Below are 17966 nucleotides of genomic sequence, written 5' to 3'. Positions count from 1 at the left end.
GCTGCAAGCCTTCGTTCTGTTAGCCAGCCTTTGCACGGCAGGAATAACAAAACGAAAGCTTGTCGCTTGAGGCTTGTCGCTTACAGCTCAAAAAACCTACTGCTGCCCGCCGCCCTGCTGGCCACTGCCGCCTTTCACGTCGTCGTTGCTGATGGTTTTGCGGCGGCTGCCCCCACCCGACTTCGCGTCGCCGAAGCGGTAGCCGAAGCTCAGGCGCACGGCCCGGTTGTAGGCCCGGTACTCGTTGGCTTCCTCAAAAAAGGCCGTGCGTAGACTGTTGCGGTAAGCCCAGTATTGGTTGAAGGGGTTGGCCACATTCAGTGTCAGGTCGGCTCGTTCTTTCCAGAACGTCTTCTTGCCCCCTATCGAATAGAACAGATTGGATGAGCCGGTGCCCTGGATCTGGGGGTCGGGCAGCGAGCCGTACAGAAACGCCTGAATCATAAACTCTTTGGGCAGCTTGTAGCTCGTGTTCAGGTTGAGGCCGGCCGTGAAACCCTCGCGGCGCAGGTTGAGGGCGGTGCTACGTCGGGTGATATAGCGCACGTTGGGGCCGCCGCTTATATCCCAGCCCTTGGCCGGTTTCACCGAGCCGTACACGTTCAGCTCGTAAAAGGTGTTGGCGGCCACGTTGCGGTAGGTTAGCTCGGTGAGGTTGTCTTCGAGGCTGATGAGGCGGCTGACCTGCTCGATGGCGTTGCCCGTGCGCCGCACCGACCCCGACACGCTCAGCGTGGCCGTTTTGATAGTGGTGTTATAGCCCAGCTCGTAAGAGTCGGTCAGCTCGGCGTCCAGGTCGGGATTACCAAAACGCACCACGTTGGGGTCCGACACGTCGCGGAACGGGTTGAGGTAGAAAATGAACGGCCGGGTAATGCGGCGGCTGTAGGCCAAGCGCAGGCTGCTGGCCTCGTTAAGCGTGTATTGGGCGTTGCCGTTGGGCAAGGGCGTGTAGTAGTCGCGCCGGAAGCCCGGGTCGGTGGTGCTGAACCGGGCCGCGTCGGCCGTGCGCTCCAGGCGGCCGCCCAGGCTCAGGCTCAGCTTTTTGCCCAGCCCGAACGAGTAGGTGGCGTAGGCGGCCTGCACGTCCTGCTGGTAGTCGAAATCGGTGCCGCGGGCCGGCAGCCGAATTAGCTCGCCGGTACCGGGCTGCAAACCGTCTACGCTCACCCGCGAGCCGGTGCTACGCCAGATGGCTTTCAGGCCGGTTTCCAGCTTCTGCTTATCGTCTTTGCCCATAGGCTGCACGAAATCGGTTTGCAGGGTACTTTCGTAGCCGGGCTGGCGGCCCCGGCTACGCTCGCGGTAGCTGGCTTGGTCGGGGCTGAGGGGCATAAGTCGGCCGTCGTACTGCTCGAAATCGTAGCCGCTGGTGCTGGGGTTGCCCGCGTACTGGCCCAGCACGCTCCACTCGCGGCCCTTCTGCTCGAAGGTGCGCGTGTAGGTGCCGGTCAGCTCGGTGTTCAGGCCCGAAAAGCGGTTGCGGTTGTCGCGCACGAAAAGCTGTTCGCTCCGGCCAGCCATTAGCGGGGTGCTGCGGCTGCGCAGGGTTTGGTCGGAGCTGCCGCCCCAGCCGTTGAGCGAGCCGGCCAGTGAGAAGCTGTGGTGGTCGGCGGGGTCGAAATCGAGGCCCACCGAGCCGTAGTACCAGCCTCCGTTGTTCTGCACATCACTATTTTGCTGCAGCAGGCTGGTGGCCGTACCGCTTTCATCGAAGCTTGTCCGATCCCGCCGGCTTTCGCCGGGGTTGTACCACAGCCCGGCCCCCAGCGAGGAGGTAAAGCCCAGCTTACCGGTGCGGAAGTTGAGCGAGGAGTTGAGGCTGCTGTTGCGGTTGCCGGTGCTGGCGCTCAGCCGGCCATTGGGCTTCTGCTCGGCGCCTTTTTTAAGCACAATGTTGATGATGCCCGCTGTGCCCTCGCCGTCGTACTTGGCCGGTGGCGTCGTAATCAGCTCCACACTCTGGATTTGCTCGGCGGGGATGCTTTTGAGAGCCTCGGCCAGGTTTTTGGCCAGCGTGGGCGAGGGCTTGTTGTTGATGAGCACCCGGAAGTTGCCCGAGCCGCGCATCTGCACGTTGCCGTCGCCATCGACGGCCAGTAGCGGGGCTTTGCGCAGCACGTCGGCCGCCGTGCCGCCGGCGTTGCTCAAGTCCTGGTCGGCGTTGTACACGAGGCGGTCGGGGCGCACTTCTACTACGGGCTTGGTACCCGTTATCAGCACTTCGCCGAGGGTGGTGCCGGCCGTTGGCAGCCGGAAATTCCCCGCATCGGTGGTGCCGGCCACTACAGTTACAACCCGCGTGCGGGTGGCGTAGCCCACAAAAAGGGCCCGCAGCCGGTAGCTGCCAGGCGTCAGCTTATCGAGTACAAAGCGCCCCTGCTCGTCGGTGGCGGCCCCGGTTATGGGCTTATCCACGGTGGCATCGGCCGGCAGCAGCACCACTGTGGCGTAGGGCACTGGTTGGTTTTTAAGCGAGTCGAGTACTGTGCCCGTGAGGCGGGCAGTTGCGGCTGCCGGGGCCGATGGGGCCTGCTGGGCCCGGGTAACGGCCACCGGCATCAGGCCAATAAGCAGGCCGCTCAGCAAGCCAATCAATACCCGAAAGTAGAAGTGATGCATAAGCCAGAGTAGCTAAACGATGCCGAGAAGAGGCCGCAAACCGGATCGGAGTTGCCTGAGCGGTAAGAAACAGCGCAGAAACTGCCCAGTATATCAAAAATAGCTAATTATCAATTACTTGCTCCGCCGAAAAAATACGTCGCCGCTAATGGACTCAAGCCGGATGCGGGGACCACCGTCAGCCAGCTTCCCCCGCACCTCGTAGCCCACGATGGGGTTGTCTTTGCGGTTGCTGAACGCCACGTCCTGATCGGTGAATACCTCCCCCGAAATCGACTTGAAAGCCACTTCGGCCCCGCGGCCGGCGGGCCAGCTCACATCCACGAACCCACTGATGCTTTTCAGTTCCAGTGGCCCCGTCAGGCCCGCTACATCTACGTTGCCGCTGATGGTGTTGAGGCGCACAGTGGCCGTGGCGGGCAGCGTAATCTCGTAGGCAATGGCGGCACACACGCCGGCCCGGTTGCCCTGCGCGTTACGCCCGTCGGTCCAGGAGCCGTAATAGGTGGTTCCGGACGCATCGGTCGGACAGTCGTCGGGCTGCGCCTTAGCCAGTACTTGCTTATCGAGGTCCGCCGTAACGGTAACGGCATCGGGGGTTTCGCGCAGGTCAAGCTGAAACGCATCATTCAACCGGTTCTGGTTGATGCTGACCGTGGCCCGCAGCCGTAGCTGGTTATCGGGGGCTGGCCGCAGCCGAATGGTCGTCGCGTATTTGAGGTCCAGCACTACTGTCTGACCGGCGGCAACGGCGGCCACTTTGTCTGTGGTTTTCTGGGCACGGGCGCTGGGGGTAACGGCCAGCAGAAGGCTCGCTACGGCGCAAAAAATCGGTAAGATGCGTATCATCGGAGGTGTACTTTATAGATGGAATCGTTCTGGTTCGTACTATGCTGTTTTACTTCGCCTTGCGCACGTACACGTTGCCGCTGATATTTTTGAGAGAAACAGACGTGCCCCCGCCGTTGAGGTGGCCGCCGGTGGTTTGCCCCCCCACCCGGGTGAGGCCATCGGTGTTGGCGGTTTTGGGCTGGGTAAGGTCAAAATCGGTATACACTTCGCCCGAAATGGTACGCATGGTGAGCGTAGCCTTGGTAGCGGCGGGCAAGGCCACATCGATAGCGCCACTGATATTGCTGATGGCGCTGGGCGCGGGCGTAAGCGTGGTGTAGCGCACCGTAATGTCGCCGCTGGTGCTGCTGGCCACCACCGGGCCGGTTACGTTCAGCAGCTTTACATCGGCGCTTTTCATGGTCACTTCCAGCCGGCCGCTCAGGTTTTGCAGCGTGGCGTCGTCGTCGCCCCAGGTCATGGAGCGGTACACTACATCGGCCCCGCGGGGTACTCTGATGGTGTAGTTGGCGTCGCGGCGCGAGGCTTTCACGATACGGAGCGTACCACCCTCATTGGTCACGGCCAAACCCATCTTGGTGTTATCGACGGCCGAGCTATACACCGAACGCAGGCCCTCGGCCCGCTTATCGGGCGCTTCGTAGCCGCCGCTGCCGCTGATGCGTACCTCGTTGCCGTCGTGCCCCTCCACGGTTACTTCACCGTCGCGCATTTCTATAATCACTTTAGGATTGGAGCCGGTGAGCCGGGTTTTGTACTCCTGAGCGTGTGCACTACCAACCCCCAACAGGGCGGCTAACAGGGCTATTTGCAGGATCTTTTTCATGAGACTAAGGGTTGAGAACAGGGGATTGAAAGCCGGTGAATAAAAAGTGGGGAAGGCTCTACAGAAGCACCCCAATACCCTGGGTGGCCTGCTGGCGTACCACGGGCAGCGCGTCGGGGCGCTGAGCCAGGCGCTGGAGCTGGGGTACTGCTTGCTTGCGCTGTAAACTCACCAGCAAATCGATGAGCGTAATCTGCACGTTGGGGTCGGTTTGCACCGCCAGCGACTGGGCCAGGGCGGGGCCTACCAACGAGTCGGCGCGCAGCCGGTAGAGGGCTTCGGCGGCGGCTAAGCGCACGTTGGGGTTAGGGTCGGAGTTGAGCGTGTTGATGAGCACGAGCACCGTAGGGTCGCCGGGTTGCAAGGAGCCGCCCGCAGCCTCGCGCACCAATTCAATCCGGCTGCTGGCCATGGGCGGCTGGCTACCCACAGTAGTTAGCTGGCTCGCCAGCTGCCAGGCAGCATCGGCTTGGCCAGCCACCAACAGGGCGTCGGCAGGCACAGCGGGCCGGGCCAGCAGCCAGCCCAGCGCACCCCCAACTACCAGCAGCGCCACGCTGGCGGCCAGGCGCAACCAACCGGTGGTAGCCGAGCTTAATGCAGCGGCTGGCCACAGTGGCCGGACAACGGCGGCCGGCTGGCCGGAGGGAGTTGCTACCGGCGGCAAGGCTTGCTTTTCGGCGGCCAGCAGTGCCAGAAAATTGTCGCGCAGGGCCAGTGGGGGCAGTTCGGGCGCAATGTCAGCCAGCAGCGGGAGCAGCGTCTGGTACTGGGCCAACCGGGCCTGGCAGGCCGGGCAGCCTGGCAGGTGGGCCGCTACCCGCGCCGCTGCGGCGGGCGGCAACTCCTGGGTGGCGTACTCATCCAGCAGCGGCAGCAAAGCGGCGCAATCGGGGGGCAGCGGCAAGTGCGGATCAATTTCTTCGGGCATCATCTTGGTAAGAAGTTTTATTGGAAATACACCTGCCGCAACGCCTCTAGGGCACGGTGTGCCTTTACCCGGGCGGCACCTTCGGAGCAGGCCAGCAACTCTCCGATTTCGGCGTAGCTAAACCCCTGAAAGCGGTGCAGCACCAGAATTTCGCGTTGCGCTACGGGCAGCAGCCCCAGTGCGTCCTGCAAAGCGGCGTGCTCCTGGGAGGCCGCCATGCCGGCCAGGGCGGCACGGCGGTGGGTGGTGGTGCCCTCGAAGCCGTCCACATCGTCCGGTGGACGACGGTTTTTCTGCCAGTGGTCGTGGTGTATGTGGCGGGCCAGCTGGTACACCCAGGCCCGGAAGGGCTGGCCCGGCTGGTAGCTGGCCCGGTATTTCAGCACCCGCAAAAACACGTTCTGCACCAAATCCTGGCTGGTTTCACGGCATCCGCAAAGCCGGAACAGAAAGTTGAACAGCGGCCCGTGGTAGCGTTCGAACAGCGGCGTGAGCTGGTCGAGGTCGTCGCCGCGCACTTGTTCCATTAAGGTTTCGTCGCTGACGGGGGCCACGGCGTAAGGCGGTTTTAGCGGGAGAGTTGTAAGGGGTACCGGCCCGGCGGCCATTCGTTACAGCGGGCCGCACTTTTTTTTGAACGACGTAGGGGCGGGGCCCGCTTCTGCCCGTCGCTGCACTAAATCATTGACGCAAACCATGCCTTAGGGCAGTGCTTTGTTGTTCAACAACCTCGTTCAACGGCGGGCAGAAGCGAGCCCCGCCCCTACTCCACTGCATGCTACTTCTAGATCCTACTCGGTGCGGCGGCGCTCCAGCGTAACGCGGGCCCGGTGGCAGATGCCGCCCAGTGGCGGGTTGAACTTCGAAACACTCACGCGCACGCCGTTCACGTAGGGAAACTCGGCCAGCACCCTGTCGAGCACGCGGTGGCCCAGGTGTTCGAGCAGCCGGGCGGGGGCCTGCATTTCCTCGGTCACTACCCGGTACAGCACTTCGTAGTTCACCGTTTCGCGCAGCTGGTCAGAGGCTCCCGCCGCGTGCAGGTCGGTATCGATGTACAGGTCGATACCGTACTTGTTGCCGATTTTCTGCTCCTCGTCATAATATCCGTGAAAGGCGAAGAACTCCATGCCTTCAAGTGCAATCTGGCCCATGTGATGAGGTAGTAAAATGGTGAAATAGTGCGTCTGACATGCTGGCAAGTGGCCTAGCCAGTCATTTAAAAACAACGAAGCCCACCCCAAGAGGCAGGCTTCAGTTAGTGGGCAGAGAACTGTGTCTCAGCAAGCTGCGAAAACGATTCTATCTGCAATATCTGTGATTAAATGTCGTCGAAGAACGACCGTTCGCCCAGCGTAGCTGGGGCCGCCGCCATGCCTGGCTGGCCGGGATGGATGGAGGGCGCGGGCTGGGTGATTTCGGGGTGGCCGGGACCAACGGGCCGAATATCGGGGGCTGGGGGCTCTACGCGGGGCGGGGCGGGGTCGGGCACGCGCATGGGGCCGGGCGGATTGATTTGCGGGGCGGGCGAGATGCCGGGGTTTTCGGCCGGCGCGCCGGGGCGCTCAATCTCGGGGCCGGGCTGCTGGGCCGGGGCCCCACGGTCGGGCTCCTGGCCCGGGTCGGGCTGCTGGCCGGGCTTGGGGTTGTAGCCGGTAGTGGCGGGCTGGGTGGCGCGGCTTTCGGCCGGGCCATTGGTAGCGCCCGATTCGAAACGGGCCGAAGCGGGGGAAGCAATAGCGGCGGCCGAAGCGGTAGCGGCAGTGGAAACGTGCATGGCGGAAGTATCAGGTGTGGAAGGTTCGTCGGCCGCGGGGGGCCGGTTCACCTTTACGCTCGCCGCCCGCGAAAGGATGGCCGCCGCGCCGGATTTGGGCCGGGCGCGGGCTTTTTCCACTTTGTCCAGCGCATCGGAGGCCAGGTGGTGCAGGTCGCGCGTGAGGCCGTCGAGCAGGTTTTCGAGGCGCTGGCACTCCTGGCCCAGGGCGTTGGCTTCCTTTTTCATATCGGCCACGGTGCGCTCGGCCTGCTGGTAGGCGTCTTCCACCACGCTGCGGGCCTTCTGGCGGGCGCCGGCCAGCAGCTCCTCGGCCTGCAGCTGGGCCTCGCGGATGCGCAGGTCGGCGTCGCGCTGGGCCTGCTCGGTGATGCTGTTGCCGGTGTCTTCGGCCGTTTTGAGGGTGCGGTAGAGGCTGGTTTCCACCTCCCGCATCTTGCTCACGTCCTGGGTGGCGTGCTCCAGCTTGAGGCGCAGCTCCCGGTTTTCGTCGCCCATCCGCTCCCACTGCTGCGAAACGGTTTGTAAAAAGGCCTGCACTTCGTCCTTATCCAGCCCCCGGAAGGCCTTTTCAAACGTTTTCTGCCGGATATCGAGGGCGGTGATTTTCATCTTTTGAGCTGTTAGCTTTTAGCTGATAGCTATTGGCGCTGGGCTAATAGCTTTTTCGGAAGACGCGCTTTATCAGGCTAAATGGGTTCTGGCACGAAAGCTAATAGCTAATAGCTCTCAGCTAGCAGCTCAAGAGAACCCCACTTGCCAGACGGCCAGACTACGGTCGTCGCTACACGAAACTAGCCTATTCTGGGTGCCCGGCCAAAATAACTTGTTCACGGAGGTGCCGTGGCCGGCGCTCCGGGCCTTGTCGACTACGCGCAGCAGCTGCCCGGTGGCGGCGTCCCAGAGCTTGATGCTTTTGTCCATGCTGCAGGTGGCCAGCAGCCGGGCATCGGGCGAAAAAATGAGGTGGTTGATGGTGAACATGTGGGCCACCACGGTGCGCAACGGCGCGTAGCCGGCGGCCACGGCGTAGGTGCGCAGGTGGGCGTCGCGGCCGGCGGCCAGCAGCTGGGTGCCGTCGGGCGAGTAAGCGCAGGTAAATACCGAGTTGGTGGCGTCACTGATGACGTGCTTTTCGGCCAGCGAATCGGCGTCGAGGATGCGCAGCTGCCAGTCGGAGCCGCCCACGGCCAGCTCGTTGCGGCCTTCGTGCAGGGCCAGGCAGCGCAGGCTTTTGTCGGAAACGCGGTGCAGGGTTTCGAGCCGAAAATCGGTGGTGCGCAGCACCGCCAGCGTGCCATCGGCCAGGGCCACGTACAGCCGCTGCCGGGCTTCGGAATAGCAGATATCGAAGATGGCCACGGGCGGCAGCGCGGTGGCGAAAACCAGCTTTTTGTCGGCCAGATCAATCACCTGCACGCCCTGGAAATTGTGGCCCAGCACCAGCAAATCACGCTCCGGCAGCCGGCACAGCGCGTACACCGAGTTTTCTACCTTGGCCACCAGCTCGCCATCCTGCTCGGGCGCGGCCGCGTTCCAGGCCACCACCAGCCCATCGGCCCCGGAAGAATACACCACGTCCTCCCCCACCGTGCCGGTGAGGGCATACACGCAGTCGCGGTGGCCGGTCAGGGCGGCGAGTTTCCGAACGGTGGGGCGCATGGGCGGGATGTGGTGATGTGATAAATGGGCGAATGGGTGCGCAAAGATACTGTCATCCTGAGCGGAGCGAAGGACCTATAGAGAAGGTAATACCTGATGTTAGCTTCTCTATAGGTCCTTCGCTCCGCTCAGGATGACAGTATCTTTGTTCAACAGCTTACCTGCCACCCAAACCACTGCCCATGCCGCTGCACTCCCTCGCCCCTGTTTCTGCTACGGCCCTGCTGGGGCTGTGGCACCTAACGGAGCCAGCCGATACGCTTTGGCAGCAGCTGCCGGCTTCGGCGCATTATCTGGCCCGCTTCCCCGACGGCCGCGACGAGCTGCGGGCCCGGCAGTGGCTGGCCGCCCGGGTGCTGGCCAGCCAGCTGCTGCGCGAACTGACTGACGCGCCCACGCCGCTCGAAAACGACCCGAATGGCCGGCCCTACTTTGCCGGTTTGCCGACTTTTGGCGTGTCGCTCTCGCACTCGGGCGAGTGGGTGGCGGCGCTGGTTGCGCGGGGCGCCGGGGCCGTTGGCACAGATATTGAACTGATCCGCCCAAAAGCCCAACGGCTGGCCCGGCGGTTTCTAGCGGAAACCGAGCAGGCCGACGCCGGCAACGATGCCACCAAGCACTGCCTGTACTGGAGTGCCAAGGAAACGCTTTACAAGCTGCATAGTCGCCGGGGGCTGGTGTTTAAAGAGCAGTTATTGCTCAATCCGTTTGAGCGGCGGGAGGCAGGTGTATTGACGGGACACCTGCTGCTCGAAAACTCCCGCCGCAAACACCAGATTCAGTACTTTCAGCCCACCCCCGATTACGTGCTCACGTATTGCGTAGACGCTGCGTAAGTGAACCCGCTCACCACCTCACCAACGCCCTTATGTCTTTCCGCCGTATTTCCCTGCTTGCCGCCGCCGCGCTTTTGTTCGGGGTTTTGGCCGTTACTTCGGCCCGCGCCCAGGGCAGCCGCTCGGTCGCCGACTTCAGCCTGAAGCAGAACAACACCGAAGTCAGCCTGAAAAGCTACGCCGGCAGTAAGGCCGTGGTCGTGGTGTTCATCAACCAGACCTGCCCTTTCTCCACGCTTTACCAGAATCGACTGGCCGCCCTCAGCGCCGACTACGGCAGCAAAGGCGTGCAGTTCCTGTTCATCGACACGCCTATTAATGTGGAGGCGGCCATTGATGCCAACGAGAAGGTAAAAGTAAAAGCCAGCGGCAGCCCGTCGCTTCCCCTGCTCACCGACGAAGGCCAGACCGTGAGCACGCTACTCGGGGCCACCAAAACCCCCGAGGTAGTTGTGCTGCAGCCCGTCAGTGGTGGGTTTGCGGTGCGCTACAAAGGGGCCGTCGATGATAATCCGCAGGTGGAGAACTATGTGAAGGAAAAGTACCTGGCCCAGGTGCTCGACAACCTGCTGGCCGGCCGCGCCGCCGGCGTAACCGACAAGCGCGCCGCCGGCTGCCTGATTAAGCGGTTCTAGATTTGTTAGCTGTTAGCTGTTAGCTGTTAGCTGTTAGCTGTTAGCTGTTAGCTGAAAAAACGAGCAAGGCCCCGTATTCGGTTGAGTGCGGGGTCTTACTTTTGGGTGAAAGAATAGGTTTCTTGAACGGAAGCTAACAGCTATCAGCTAAAGGCTAACAGCTTAAGAAAGGATTCCCAGCAGCTGGCCGACTTCCACGGCCTTAGCGGGTTCCTGCAGCTTCTCGAAGCTGAGCTGCAGGTTGCGCAGGGCCCGACGCACAATGTCGAGGTGGGTGCAGGGCTGGAAGAAGATGTCGTTGGGCGTGAGGTTGAGCTGCTGCACGTAATGCTCGATATCGGTGCGCGAGAGCACCAGGCCGCGGTTGTAGCAGTTGATATAGAACGGCTCCAGGGGCGCTTCGAGCTGGTAGGTGAGCACGAACAGGTTGGGCAGGTTCACGCCGAAAACCGGCAGCTTGAGGCGCTGGGCCACCAACAGGTAGATAACGCAAAGCGTGAGCGGGTTGCCGCGCTTGGTTTCCAGCACCCGGTGCAGCATGGAGTTGGCCGGCGAGTGGAAGTTCTGGGTGTTGGCCGCAAACTTATGGGCCCGAAACAGCACATGGTTGAGGGTCTGCACCTGGTCGGCGGGGTGCATTTCGGGCTGCAGCAACGTCCAGACCTCGAAGCGCAGCTGCTCAATGGCCCGGTTGAGGCTCTGGAAGTCGGCGTCGGGGTATTGGTAGGAGTTGAGCAGCCACATGCCCTCCAGCAGGTTTTCGGCCCCGGTTTCGCGCCACACCCGAAAGCGCTGCTGCAAGCCCTCGAACTGCAGATGATGGATTAAATCTTCGAGGCGCTGTTGCTGGCGCGGGTCGAGGCTTTCCTCCCAACTCTCCTCCAGAAACGGAATAATGGTTTCGCCCAGCGTCTGGATTTTGCCCTCCACATGGGGGGCACTTTCCGGATCGTCGAGCAGAGAAATAAGGGCCTTGATTTCGCGGTTGGTCATGGACGGAAGCGAGCGGCAGCTAAAGCAGGAGCAGACAAAATAAGCCGATAAACACAACCGACGCCGTTTTAGGTGGAAAGGTTGCCGGTAGATAACACGTTGGCCGGGCCGTTTTGTTCGGTTGGCAGCACTTACCGGAAGCAAACCAGGGTTGTAGAGTACGTGGATAGTTGGTCGAAAGAACGTCATGCAGAGTGCAGCAAAGCATGACACTCTATTCACTAGCACGAGTGGGCAAGCGGAAGCGACCGGGCGGTTTACCAGGGCCACACTACTTCCACGCAGCTTTCAAATCACCCCGCCCGGCTACTTGTCGGCGCTGCTTCTCACAGCCGAATGAACCGGGGGGCCGGGCCAGCCTTGGGAATTTTGTAGTCCTTGAGAAACGCCTTGAGGGCCTTTGGGTCGTGGCCGAAAGCGGTTACCTCGGCCTCCAGCTGCCGGATTCGCTGTTCCAAGCTGGCCTTCATCTGCAGAAAATCCAGCTCCATACTGGCGGGGCTGCTGGTGTAGTAATAGGGCTTGCCGGTTAAGCTCTGCAGCCCCATCTGCTCATTCAGCAGCTGCTGGTCCAGCTCCCGGACCTGTTCGCGCAGCAGCTTATTGAAGTAGCGCAGTTGGTCTTCGGCCAGGTTTTCGAGGTGGGCCTGGTCGATGCGGTTAAGCTCCAGCTGCAGGCGCAGCAGCGTGAGCAACTCGTTGGCCTTGTAGGCGGTGGTCACGCGGGCCAGCAGCTCGGTTTTACGGATTTTCTCGGCCTCGTCGGGCTCCCGGTCTGGGTGCAGGTGCTTTACCAGATCCATGTACAGCGTGCGCACGGCTTGGGTGATGTTCTGCTCCTCGGCTTTCTTCTTATCGGCGGCGGCCTGCTGCTTGAGGCTCTTTTTGCGCTTGCTCCGGCGCTCCTCCGCTTCGGCTTCCTGCTGCTCGTAGGCCTCCTGCTGGACGGCCATCTGCTGGGCCACATAGGCCTGAAACTTGGCGGGCGTACTCACATCCACGCCTTCCTCGAACTCGATGCCGAACTGCCGTCGGTACATGTCCTTCATCATCTCGGCCGTCTGGGCTTCCAGGTCGGCCTCTTCTGCCTCCAGGGCCGCCGCTTCCTCGGGCGTGGGCGGCGGGTCGAGCAGGTCGAAAATGGGGGCCAGGTCGTCGTAGCCCCTATCGAGCAGGTCGGCGCACTTATCCACTACCAGGTCCACTATTTTTTTGCGCTCGGTTTTGGTGAGCTTCTGCTGTTCGTAGGCTAGGCCCAGGGCCCGCACCATAGCGGCGCGCTGGTCGTGGTGCTGGGTTTGCAGGGGCCGGTACTCGTTCTGCACCCGCTGCCGCAGCGTATCGGCAGCAGCCCGGAACTCGCCCACCTCGGTTTCGAGCTTGGTAATCTGCTTGGTGAGCCTGTTAAAAGCCTTTTGCTCCTTGGAAAGCGCGTCGGTCCCTTTGCCCGCGTTGGGAATGTGGACGAGGGCCGGCTGAGCCGCCGGGGTTTTCTTCTTGGCCATAGCGAAATAATCGAAGTGGACAGGCAAATTACGGCCGTTTCCGGTTTTTGACACTTTATTCAGGTCGCAACGGCCCCACGCTGGGGCAGCGACCTGAAAACGCCAGCGGCCCGCCGCTCCGGGTGGAGCTGGCGGGCCGGAGTATAACGGGGAACAATGGGGAAATCAGGCAGCCTTTTGCGCTACCGGTGGCAACTCATCCGGTGATACTGCCACCACTTGCCCATCCCGCACAATAATTACCGGCGTTTTCTTGTAGCGTTTGAAGGCCAACATGTTTTCATAGGCTATGTCCAAGCCCTCTTGAATGCGCTGGCTCATAGTGGTGGGTTGCTCTGCTGTAGTCATGCGTATTGGGTCGTTAAGAGTTGCCACGTTACCGGGTCTAAGGTAACAAGTTGTCCGGCATTGCATTCCGCTATCCTCTTTGGATTCCCCTTGGTATTATCAATAAACGTCCAGCTGTCCACAGCGTTCTGATAGCGGCCAAAGAAATACTGCAGCCCCAATTCATAACGGCGGCGAATAACATCTTCGGGAATGTTGTGGCCACCCTCCAGGACCCGCACCCGGACCCGCTCAACGGCCGCTTCCACGGAACTAAGCCAGAAAAACAGCAGATGCACCGTGTAGCCCCGCGCCTGTGCCTCCCGAATGAAAGCCAGGTAATGCCGTGTGGCCAGCGTGGTTTCCAGCGCGAAAGTTTCGCCGGCCGCCAGCAGTTCCCGCAGCCGCGTAAGCATCAGCCGGCCCGCCTGCACGCTCACCGCTTCGGGCTGAAACGGCGAGAGGCCCCGCGCAATTTCATCGGCATTCACGAACTCTCGGCAGTCCAGCAGATTCGGCAGCAACGCGTAGGCAGCCGTTGTTTTGCCCGCCCCATTGCAGCCCGCCAGGATGTATAGGATTTTCATAGACCTGAAGATAAGCCGCTACTCCAAAAACGCCCGCAGCCCGCCGTTCCGGGGGGAGCTGGCGGGCCGTTGGTAATTACATCATTTGCGCTTCTTCTTCCACTCTCTGAAGCCAACTACATCCTTGCGAACAGTTCTCATCCAACGATTACCATATGTGTCCATCAAATACTCGAAAATTCGTTGATTATATAAAACCACACATTCCTGTACCGGACCAACACAGCCTGTTTCTTTATAAAACACCCCGTAAGTATTTTCGAAGGTCGTATCAGACGCGAAAGCTTGAGGGGCAAGACCACTCTTCAATACTAAGAAAGGCATCTGCTTTACAATATCTATCTCAGCCAAGGAAGATGCTTTAGCACATTCAGCACTGTAGAAAGTCAATTTGTTAACTCCAGAGCTGCTGTATTCTTCAAGAGTGAGCTTGCGTTGCTGGCCAACAACGCTGAGCGTAGAAAAGGTAAGGCTGCTTGTTATTAATATAAAAACCAGAATTTGCATACCACTTCATGCCTAAGCTCACACCTGAATAACCCCCACATTATACGCCTTCTCAATCGGGGCGTGGTTGGCCATGCTGATGCCTTGGGAAATAACCTTGCGGGTTTCGCGGGGGTCGATGATGGCGTCGACCCAGAGGCGGGCGGCGGCGTAGTAGGGCGAGAGTTGCTCGTCGTAGCGGGCCTTGATGGTGTCGAGCAGCTCCTTTTCGGCTTCGGGCGTGATTTCCTGGCCCTTGGACTTGAGCGAGGCCACCTGAATCTGGAGCAGCGTGTTGGCCGCCGCCGCGCCGCTCATTACGGCCAGCTGGGCCGTCGGCCAGGCTACTATCAGGCGGGGGTCATATGCTTTGCCGCACATGGCGTAGTTGCCGGCGCCGTAGCTGTTGCCCACGATTACCGAGAACTTGGGTACCACCGAGTTGGCCATGGCATTCACCATCTTTGCCCCGTCTTTGATGATGCCGCCGTGCTCACTCTGCGAGCCCACCATGAAGCCCGATACGTCGTGCAGGAACAGCAGCGGAATCTTCTTCTGGTTGCAGTTCATGATGAAGCGCGCGGCCTTGTCGGCCGAGTCGGAGTAGATGACGCCGCCCATTTGCATGGCGCCCTTCTTGGTCTTCACGATTTTGCGCTGGTTGGCCACGATGCCCACCGCCCAGCCATCAATGCGGGCCAGCCCGCACAGCAGCGTCTGGCCGTAGAGGTCCTTGTAGGGCTCAAACTCCGAGTTATCGACCAGCCGGTTGATGATGTCCATCATGTCGTAGGGCTTGGCGCGGTCGGCGGGCAACAAACCCAGGATTTCCTCGGGGTTTTCCTTGGGCAGCGCGGCCTCCTTGCGCGAGAAACCCGCCGTAGCCTGTCCGCCGAGCTTGTCGAAGATGTTGCGCAGATGGTCGAGGCACTCCTCGTCGGTGGCAAACTTGTAGTCGGTCACGCCCGAAATTTCGGAGTGGGTAGAAGCGCCGCCCAGCGTCTCGTTGTCGATACTCTCGCCAATGGCCGATTTCACCAGGTAGGAACCCGCCAGGAATACTGAGCCGGTGCCGTCCACAATCATGGCCTCGTCGGACATAATAGGCAGATAGGCGCCGCCGGCCACGCAGGGGCCCATAATGGCGGCCATCTGCACGATGCCCATGGAGCTCATCACGGCGTTGTTGCGGAAGATGCGGCCGAAGTGCTCCTTGTCGGGAAAAATCTCGTCCTGCATGGGCAGGTACACGCCCGCCGAATCGACGAGGTAGATGATGGGCAGCTTGTTTTCGATGCTGATTTCCTGGGCCCGCAGGTTTTTCTTGGCCGTAATCGGGAACCAGGCGCCCGCCTTCACGGTGGCGTCGTTGGCCACCACCACGCACTGGCGGCCCTGCACCCAGCCAATCATCACTACCACGCCGCCGCTGGGGCAGCCGCCTTCGTCCTGGTACATCCCCTCGCCGGCAAACGCCCCGATTTCCACGGTGTCGGCATCCTTATCCAGCAGGTAGGCAATCCGCTCGCGGGCCGTGAGCTTGCCTTTGGCTTTGTGCTTGGCCATGCTTTTCTCGCCGCCGCCCAAGGCCACGCGCTTGCTGCGTTGCGAAAGTTGGAAAATGAGCTGCTTGAGGCTGTCTTCGTTTTTGTTGAATTCGAGGTTCATTGAAGGGGGTGGGAATGGGTGGGATGAGTGAGTAGGCGGGGTTTTTGAACTAAAAAAAAGACGGTGTCATGCTGAGCGAAGGCGCGAGCTGTAGCAGAGGCATCTCTACTGCAATGCTAACTCTGTCGACTACGCAACTACTGCAACGAAGCGGTAGAGATGCTTCAACTACGGCTCGCGCCTTCGCTCAGCATGACACCGTTTTTTTCAGTTCCTGCCGTTTCCGATAGCAGCTAAAACCAAAGAAATCCGCCTGAGTGGGCGGATTTCAAAGGTAAGCAGATTGGCGGAAGCCGGCCGGGCTATTTCACCGTTTTGGTTTCCAGCTCGGTTTCGACAACCGTGCCATTGGGCTTGGTAACCGTGGTTTCCACTTCTTTCTTCGATTTTTTGCCGCCCCCGAATACCGAGAAGTGTACGTACTTCTTGGGGTTGGCCTGCAGGTCAGAAATCAGGGCGTTGGAGCTGGCGGCGGTGGCGTTGAGGTTGCGGTAGAGTGTGCTGTCGGAGAGCAGCTTGCCAAGTGAGCCCTGCTGGTCGGTGAGCGAGCGGTTAAGCGCCGTAACGGCGCTTTGCGCCTCGGTCATGGTGTTGTTGAGCTTGCGCATGGCCGGGCCGATAGGCGCATCTTTCAGCGAGTCGCTGAGCTGGGCGAAGTTGGAAGCCACTCGGTCGAACTTCTTGCTGGTCTTGTTAAGCTCGGTCGTGAGCTGAGCCATGTTACTGGTAATCTGGTTGATGTTGCGCTGATTGAGCAACAGCAGGTTCTTGACAGCTTCGGTAGCGGCTTGGCTGTTGAGCAGCGTGGCCTGCAGGCTCAGGCGGGCATCCTTGCTGAGGAAGGCATTCACTTTGGTCAGCGTCGAATCGACGGTACCGAGCACCGGCAGCGCCTTGGCCTGGAAAGCATCGGTGAGGCTGGCCACGGTGTACGATTTCAACTCCTCGCCCCCCTCGAACACCTTGGAATTACGGCCCAGAAATAGGGTAATGGTTTTCGAGCCCAGCAATGAGCCGCTCAGGCTGGCCACTGTCGAGTCGCCCACCGTTACGCCCTTCTGAAGCTCCACCGACACCTTTACGCGGTTGCCTTCTTCGGGCAGCAGCTCCATCTGTTTCACCTGGCCCACCTTGATACCGTTGAGCACCACCGGATTACCTATTGCAAGGCCATCTACGTTGTCATACTTGGCAAAGTAGGTGCGGTCCGACGACAGAATATTACTGCCCTTCAAGAAGTTGAAGCCGAAAATAAGCAGCCCTACGGCCACTATGCCCAGCAGGGCCACTTTTATTTCTTTGGACACGGGAGGTCGCAGTTATGTATGAGAGGAGAGAGCCAGTAGCCGGGCCCGTAGTTGCACGGCCGACTAGTCGCCCGAGCCGGTTTCCAGTTCCTGCTTGTATTCGCGGAAAGCCTGGTAGATGCTCGAAGCCATATACGCCTGATTGGTTTTATCGTTCAGATACAGTTCTTCCTGCCGGTTGGTGAGAAACCCCGACTCAATCAGCACGGCCGGCATGGCCGACTTCCAGAGCACCAGAAAGCCCGCCTGCTTCACGCCCCGCGAGGGACGCTTGAGCGTGGTACGAAAATGCCGGTCGACCTTCTGGGCAAAGCGCAGGCTGTTCACCATATAAGCACTCTGAAACAGGCTGAACAGGATATGGCTCTGGGGCGAGGTGGGGTCGAAGCCGTTGTATTGCTCTTTGTAGTTGTCTTCCTGCAGAATAACCGAGTTTTCGCGCTTGGCTACGGCTAGGTTGGCGTCGGTTTTGTGCGGGCCCATCGTCCAGACCTCGGTGCCGTGGGCCGTAGGAGAGGCGGCGTTGCAGTGGATGGAGATAAACAGGTCGGCATTGTGATTATTAGCAATGTTGGCGCGGTCGGCCAGCTCCACAAACACGTCGGTTTTGCGGGTATACACCACCTTCACCTCGGGCATCTTCCCCTCAATTTCCTTGCCCAGGGCCAGCACCAGCTTCAGGGCCACGTCGGCCTCGCGGGCCGATACGCCGGCGCAGCCCCGGTCTTTGCCCCCGTGGCCGGCATCGAGCACCACCGTCCGGAGTTTGTAGCGCACGGGGGTTGGGGCCACCAACTGCGGAGCCGGCGTGAAGGGAGAAGTAAATTCGGCGAAAAGAAGAAGGGTCGCCACACCCAGAGCGACAATATTCCGCACGGAGTTCGTTAGTTGAGGCAGCTACCGGCTACCTTTGCAAACCGCCACAAAATAAACGATAAATAACTACGTGGCC

18 protein-coding genes are annotated in these 17966 nt (G+C 60.6%); 2 read left to right on the top strand and 16 right to left on the bottom strand.

The window, feature by feature from the left end; all coding sequences use genetic code 11:
• Positions 1 to 96 precede the first annotated feature (96 nt).
• The 8 genes from J7E24_RS05755 to J7E24_RS05720 form a co-directional block, all read right to left on the bottom strand.
• A complete protein-coding gene (locus J7E24_RS05755) occupies positions 97 to 2622 on the bottom strand; it encodes an outer membrane beta-barrel family protein (RefSeq protein ID WP_215136051.1) in 2526 nt (841 codons plus the stop codon).
• A 114-nt stretch (positions 2623 to 2736) separates the two neighbouring features.
• On the bottom strand, positions 2737 to 3471 hold the full coding sequence (locus tag J7E24_RS05750) for a DUF4097 domain-containing protein (protein ID WP_215136049.1): 735 nt from the start codon (positions 3469 to 3471) through the stop codon (positions 2737 to 2739).
• A 49-nt stretch (positions 3472 to 3520) separates the two neighbouring features.
• Entirely contained in the window at positions 3521 to 4300 is a 780-nt protein-coding gene (locus J7E24_RS05745) for a DUF4097 family beta strand repeat-containing protein (RefSeq protein WP_215136047.1), read from the bottom strand.
• A gap of 58 nt (positions 4301 to 4358) precedes the next feature.
• Complete coding sequence (locus J7E24_RS05740; RefSeq protein WP_215136045.1) at positions 4359 to 5234, bottom strand: zf-HC2 domain-containing protein; 876 nt, start codon at positions 5232 to 5234, stop codon at positions 4359 to 4361.
• A gap of 14 nt (positions 5235 to 5248) precedes the next feature.
• Complete coding sequence (locus J7E24_RS05735; RefSeq protein WP_215136043.1) at positions 5249 to 5785, bottom strand: RNA polymerase sigma factor; 537 nt, start codon at positions 5783 to 5785, stop codon at positions 5249 to 5251.
• 237 nt (positions 5786 to 6022) lie between these two features.
• Positions 6023 to 6385 (bottom strand): dihydroneopterin aldolase, encoded by a 363-nt coding sequence (folB, locus tag J7E24_RS05730; protein ID WP_215136041.1) that lies wholly within the window; start codon positions 6383 to 6385, stop codon positions 6023 to 6025.
• Positions 6386 to 6552: 167 nt separating this feature from the next.
• Positions 6553 to 7620, bottom strand: a complete 1068-nt coding sequence (locus J7E24_RS05725; RefSeq protein ID WP_215136039.1) for a DivIVA domain-containing protein — start codon at positions 7618 to 7620, stop codon at positions 6553 to 6555.
• 129 nt (positions 7621 to 7749) lie between these two features.
• Positions 7750 to 8670: a WD40 repeat domain-containing protein gene (locus tag J7E24_RS05720; protein WP_215136037.1), complete on the bottom strand. Its 921-nt coding sequence runs from the start codon at positions 8668 to 8670 to the stop codon at positions 7750 to 7752.
• Positions 8671 to 8852: 182 nt separating this feature from the next.
• Between J7E24_RS05720 and J7E24_RS05715 the strand changes: the two genes are divergently transcribed.
• Both J7E24_RS05715 and J7E24_RS05710 read left to right on the top strand, forming a co-directional pair.
• Positions 8853 to 9506: a 4'-phosphopantetheinyl transferase superfamily protein gene (locus J7E24_RS05715; protein ID WP_215136035.1), complete on the top strand. Its 654-nt coding sequence runs from the start codon at positions 8853 to 8855 to the stop codon at positions 9504 to 9506.
• Positions 9507 to 9538: 32 nt separating this feature from the next.
• Positions 9539 to 10141, top strand: coding sequence for a redoxin domain-containing protein (locus tag J7E24_RS05710; protein ID WP_215136033.1), 603 nt, complete (start codon positions 9539 to 9541; stop codon positions 10139 to 10141).
• Between the two features lie 162 nt (positions 10142 to 10303).
• Here the strand turns inward: J7E24_RS05710 and J7E24_RS05705 are convergent, their stop codons facing one another.
• From J7E24_RS05705 to J7E24_RS05670, 8 genes are all read right to left on the bottom strand, one after another.
• Positions 10304 to 11134: a transglutaminase-like domain-containing protein gene (locus J7E24_RS05705; protein ID WP_215136031.1), complete on the bottom strand. Its 831-nt coding sequence runs from the start codon at positions 11132 to 11134 to the stop codon at positions 10304 to 10306.
• A 326-nt stretch (positions 11135 to 11460) separates the two neighbouring features.
• Positions 11461 to 12639, bottom strand: a complete 1179-nt coding sequence (locus J7E24_RS05700) for a hypothetical protein (RefSeq protein WP_215136029.1) — start codon at positions 12637 to 12639, stop codon at positions 11461 to 11463.
• Between the two features lie 165 nt (positions 12640 to 12804).
• Positions 12805 to 12960, bottom strand: coding sequence for a hypothetical protein (locus J7E24_RS05695; protein WP_215136027.1), 156 nt, complete (start codon positions 12958 to 12960; stop codon positions 12805 to 12807).
• 23 nt (positions 12961 to 12983) lie between these two features.
• Positions 12984 to 13553: a zeta toxin family protein gene (locus tag J7E24_RS05690; protein WP_215136025.1), complete on the bottom strand. Its 570-nt coding sequence runs from the start codon at positions 13551 to 13553 to the stop codon at positions 12984 to 12986.
• A gap of 81 nt (positions 13554 to 13634) precedes the next feature.
• Positions 13635 to 14060 (bottom strand): hypothetical protein, encoded by a 426-nt coding sequence (locus tag J7E24_RS05685; protein WP_215136023.1) that lies wholly within the window; start codon positions 14058 to 14060, stop codon positions 13635 to 13637.
• Between the two features lie 18 nt (positions 14061 to 14078).
• Positions 14079 to 15707: an acyl-CoA carboxylase subunit beta gene (locus J7E24_RS05680; protein ID WP_215136021.1), complete on the bottom strand. Its 1629-nt coding sequence runs from the start codon at positions 15705 to 15707 to the stop codon at positions 14079 to 14081.
• A gap of 302 nt (positions 15708 to 16009) precedes the next feature.
• On the bottom strand, positions 16010 to 17014 hold the full coding sequence (locus J7E24_RS05675; RefSeq protein WP_215136019.1) for an MlaD family protein: 1005 nt from the start codon (positions 17012 to 17014) through the stop codon (positions 16010 to 16012).
• 63 nt (positions 17015 to 17077) lie between these two features.
• Positions 17078 to 17890: an N-acetylmuramoyl-L-alanine amidase family protein gene (locus J7E24_RS05670; protein WP_410779720.1), complete on the bottom strand. Its 813-nt coding sequence runs from the start codon at positions 17888 to 17890 to the stop codon at positions 17078 to 17080.
• Between the last annotated feature and the right edge of the window lie 76 nt (positions 17891 to 17966).

Origin of the sequence: Hymenobacter sp. ISL-91 (assembly GCF_018613725.1) — a bacterium.
Classification (GTDB): domain Bacteria; phylum Bacteroidota; class Bacteroidia; order Cytophagales; family Hymenobacteraceae; genus Hymenobacter.
This window is presented reverse-complemented; position numbering and strand designations above follow the sequence as displayed.

What these genes read in the sequence shown, in the direction of transcription:
- J7E24_RS05755 (WP_215136051.1), bottom strand. Translation starts at nt 2,622, where the DNA reads ATGCATCACTTCTACTTTCGGGTATTGATTGGCTTGCTGAGCGGCCTG.
- J7E24_RS05750 (WP_215136049.1), bottom strand. Translation starts at nt 3,471, where the DNA reads ATGATACGCATCTTACCGATTTTTTGCGCCGTAGCGAGCCTTCTGCTG.
- J7E24_RS05745 (WP_215136047.1), bottom strand. Translation starts at nt 4,300, where the DNA reads ATGAAAAAGATCCTGCAAATAGCCCTGTTAGCCGCCCTGTTGGGGGTT.
- J7E24_RS05740 (WP_215136045.1), bottom strand. Translation starts at nt 5,234, where the DNA reads ATGATGCCCGAAGAAATTGATCCGCACTTGCCGCTGCCCCCCGATTGC.
- folB (WP_215136041.1), bottom strand. Translation starts at nt 6,385, where the DNA reads ATGGGCCAGATTGCACTTGAAGGCATGGAGTTCTTCGCCTTTCACGGA.
- J7E24_RS05725 (WP_215136039.1), bottom strand. Translation starts at nt 7,620, where the DNA reads ATGAAAATCACCGCCCTCGATATCCGGCAGAAAACGTTTGAAAAGGCC.
- J7E24_RS05720 (WP_215136037.1), bottom strand. Translation starts at nt 8,670, where the DNA reads ATGCGCCCCACCGTTCGGAAACTCGCCGCCCTGACCGGCCACCGCGAC.
- J7E24_RS05715 (WP_215136035.1), top strand. Translation starts at nt 8,853, where the DNA reads ATGCCGCTGCACTCCCTCGCCCCTGTTTCTGCTACGGCCCTGCTGGGG.
- J7E24_RS05710 (WP_215136033.1), top strand. Translation starts at nt 9,539, where the DNA reads ATGTCTTTCCGCCGTATTTCCCTGCTTGCCGCCGCCGCGCTTTTGTTC.
- J7E24_RS05705 (WP_215136031.1), bottom strand. Translation starts at nt 11,134, where the DNA reads ATGACCAACCGCGAAATCAAGGCCCTTATTTCTCTGCTCGACGATCCG.
- J7E24_RS05700 (WP_215136029.1), bottom strand. Translation starts at nt 12,639, where the DNA reads ATGGCCAAGAAGAAAACCCCGGCGGCTCAGCCGGCCCTCGTCCACATT.
- J7E24_RS05695 (WP_215136027.1), bottom strand. Translation starts at nt 12,960, where the DNA reads ATGAGCCAGCGCATTCAAGAGGGCTTGGACATAGCCTATGAAAACATG.
- J7E24_RS05690 (WP_215136025.1), bottom strand. Translation starts at nt 13,553, where the DNA reads ATGAAAATCCTATACATCCTGGCGGGCTGCAATGGGGCGGGCAAAACA.
- J7E24_RS05685 (WP_215136023.1), bottom strand. Translation starts at nt 14,060, where the DNA reads ATGCAAATTCTGGTTTTTATATTAATAACAAGCAGCCTTACCTTTTCT.
- J7E24_RS05680 (WP_215136021.1), bottom strand. Translation starts at nt 15,707, where the DNA reads ATGAACCTCGAATTCAACAAAAACGAAGACAGCCTCAAGCAGCTCATT.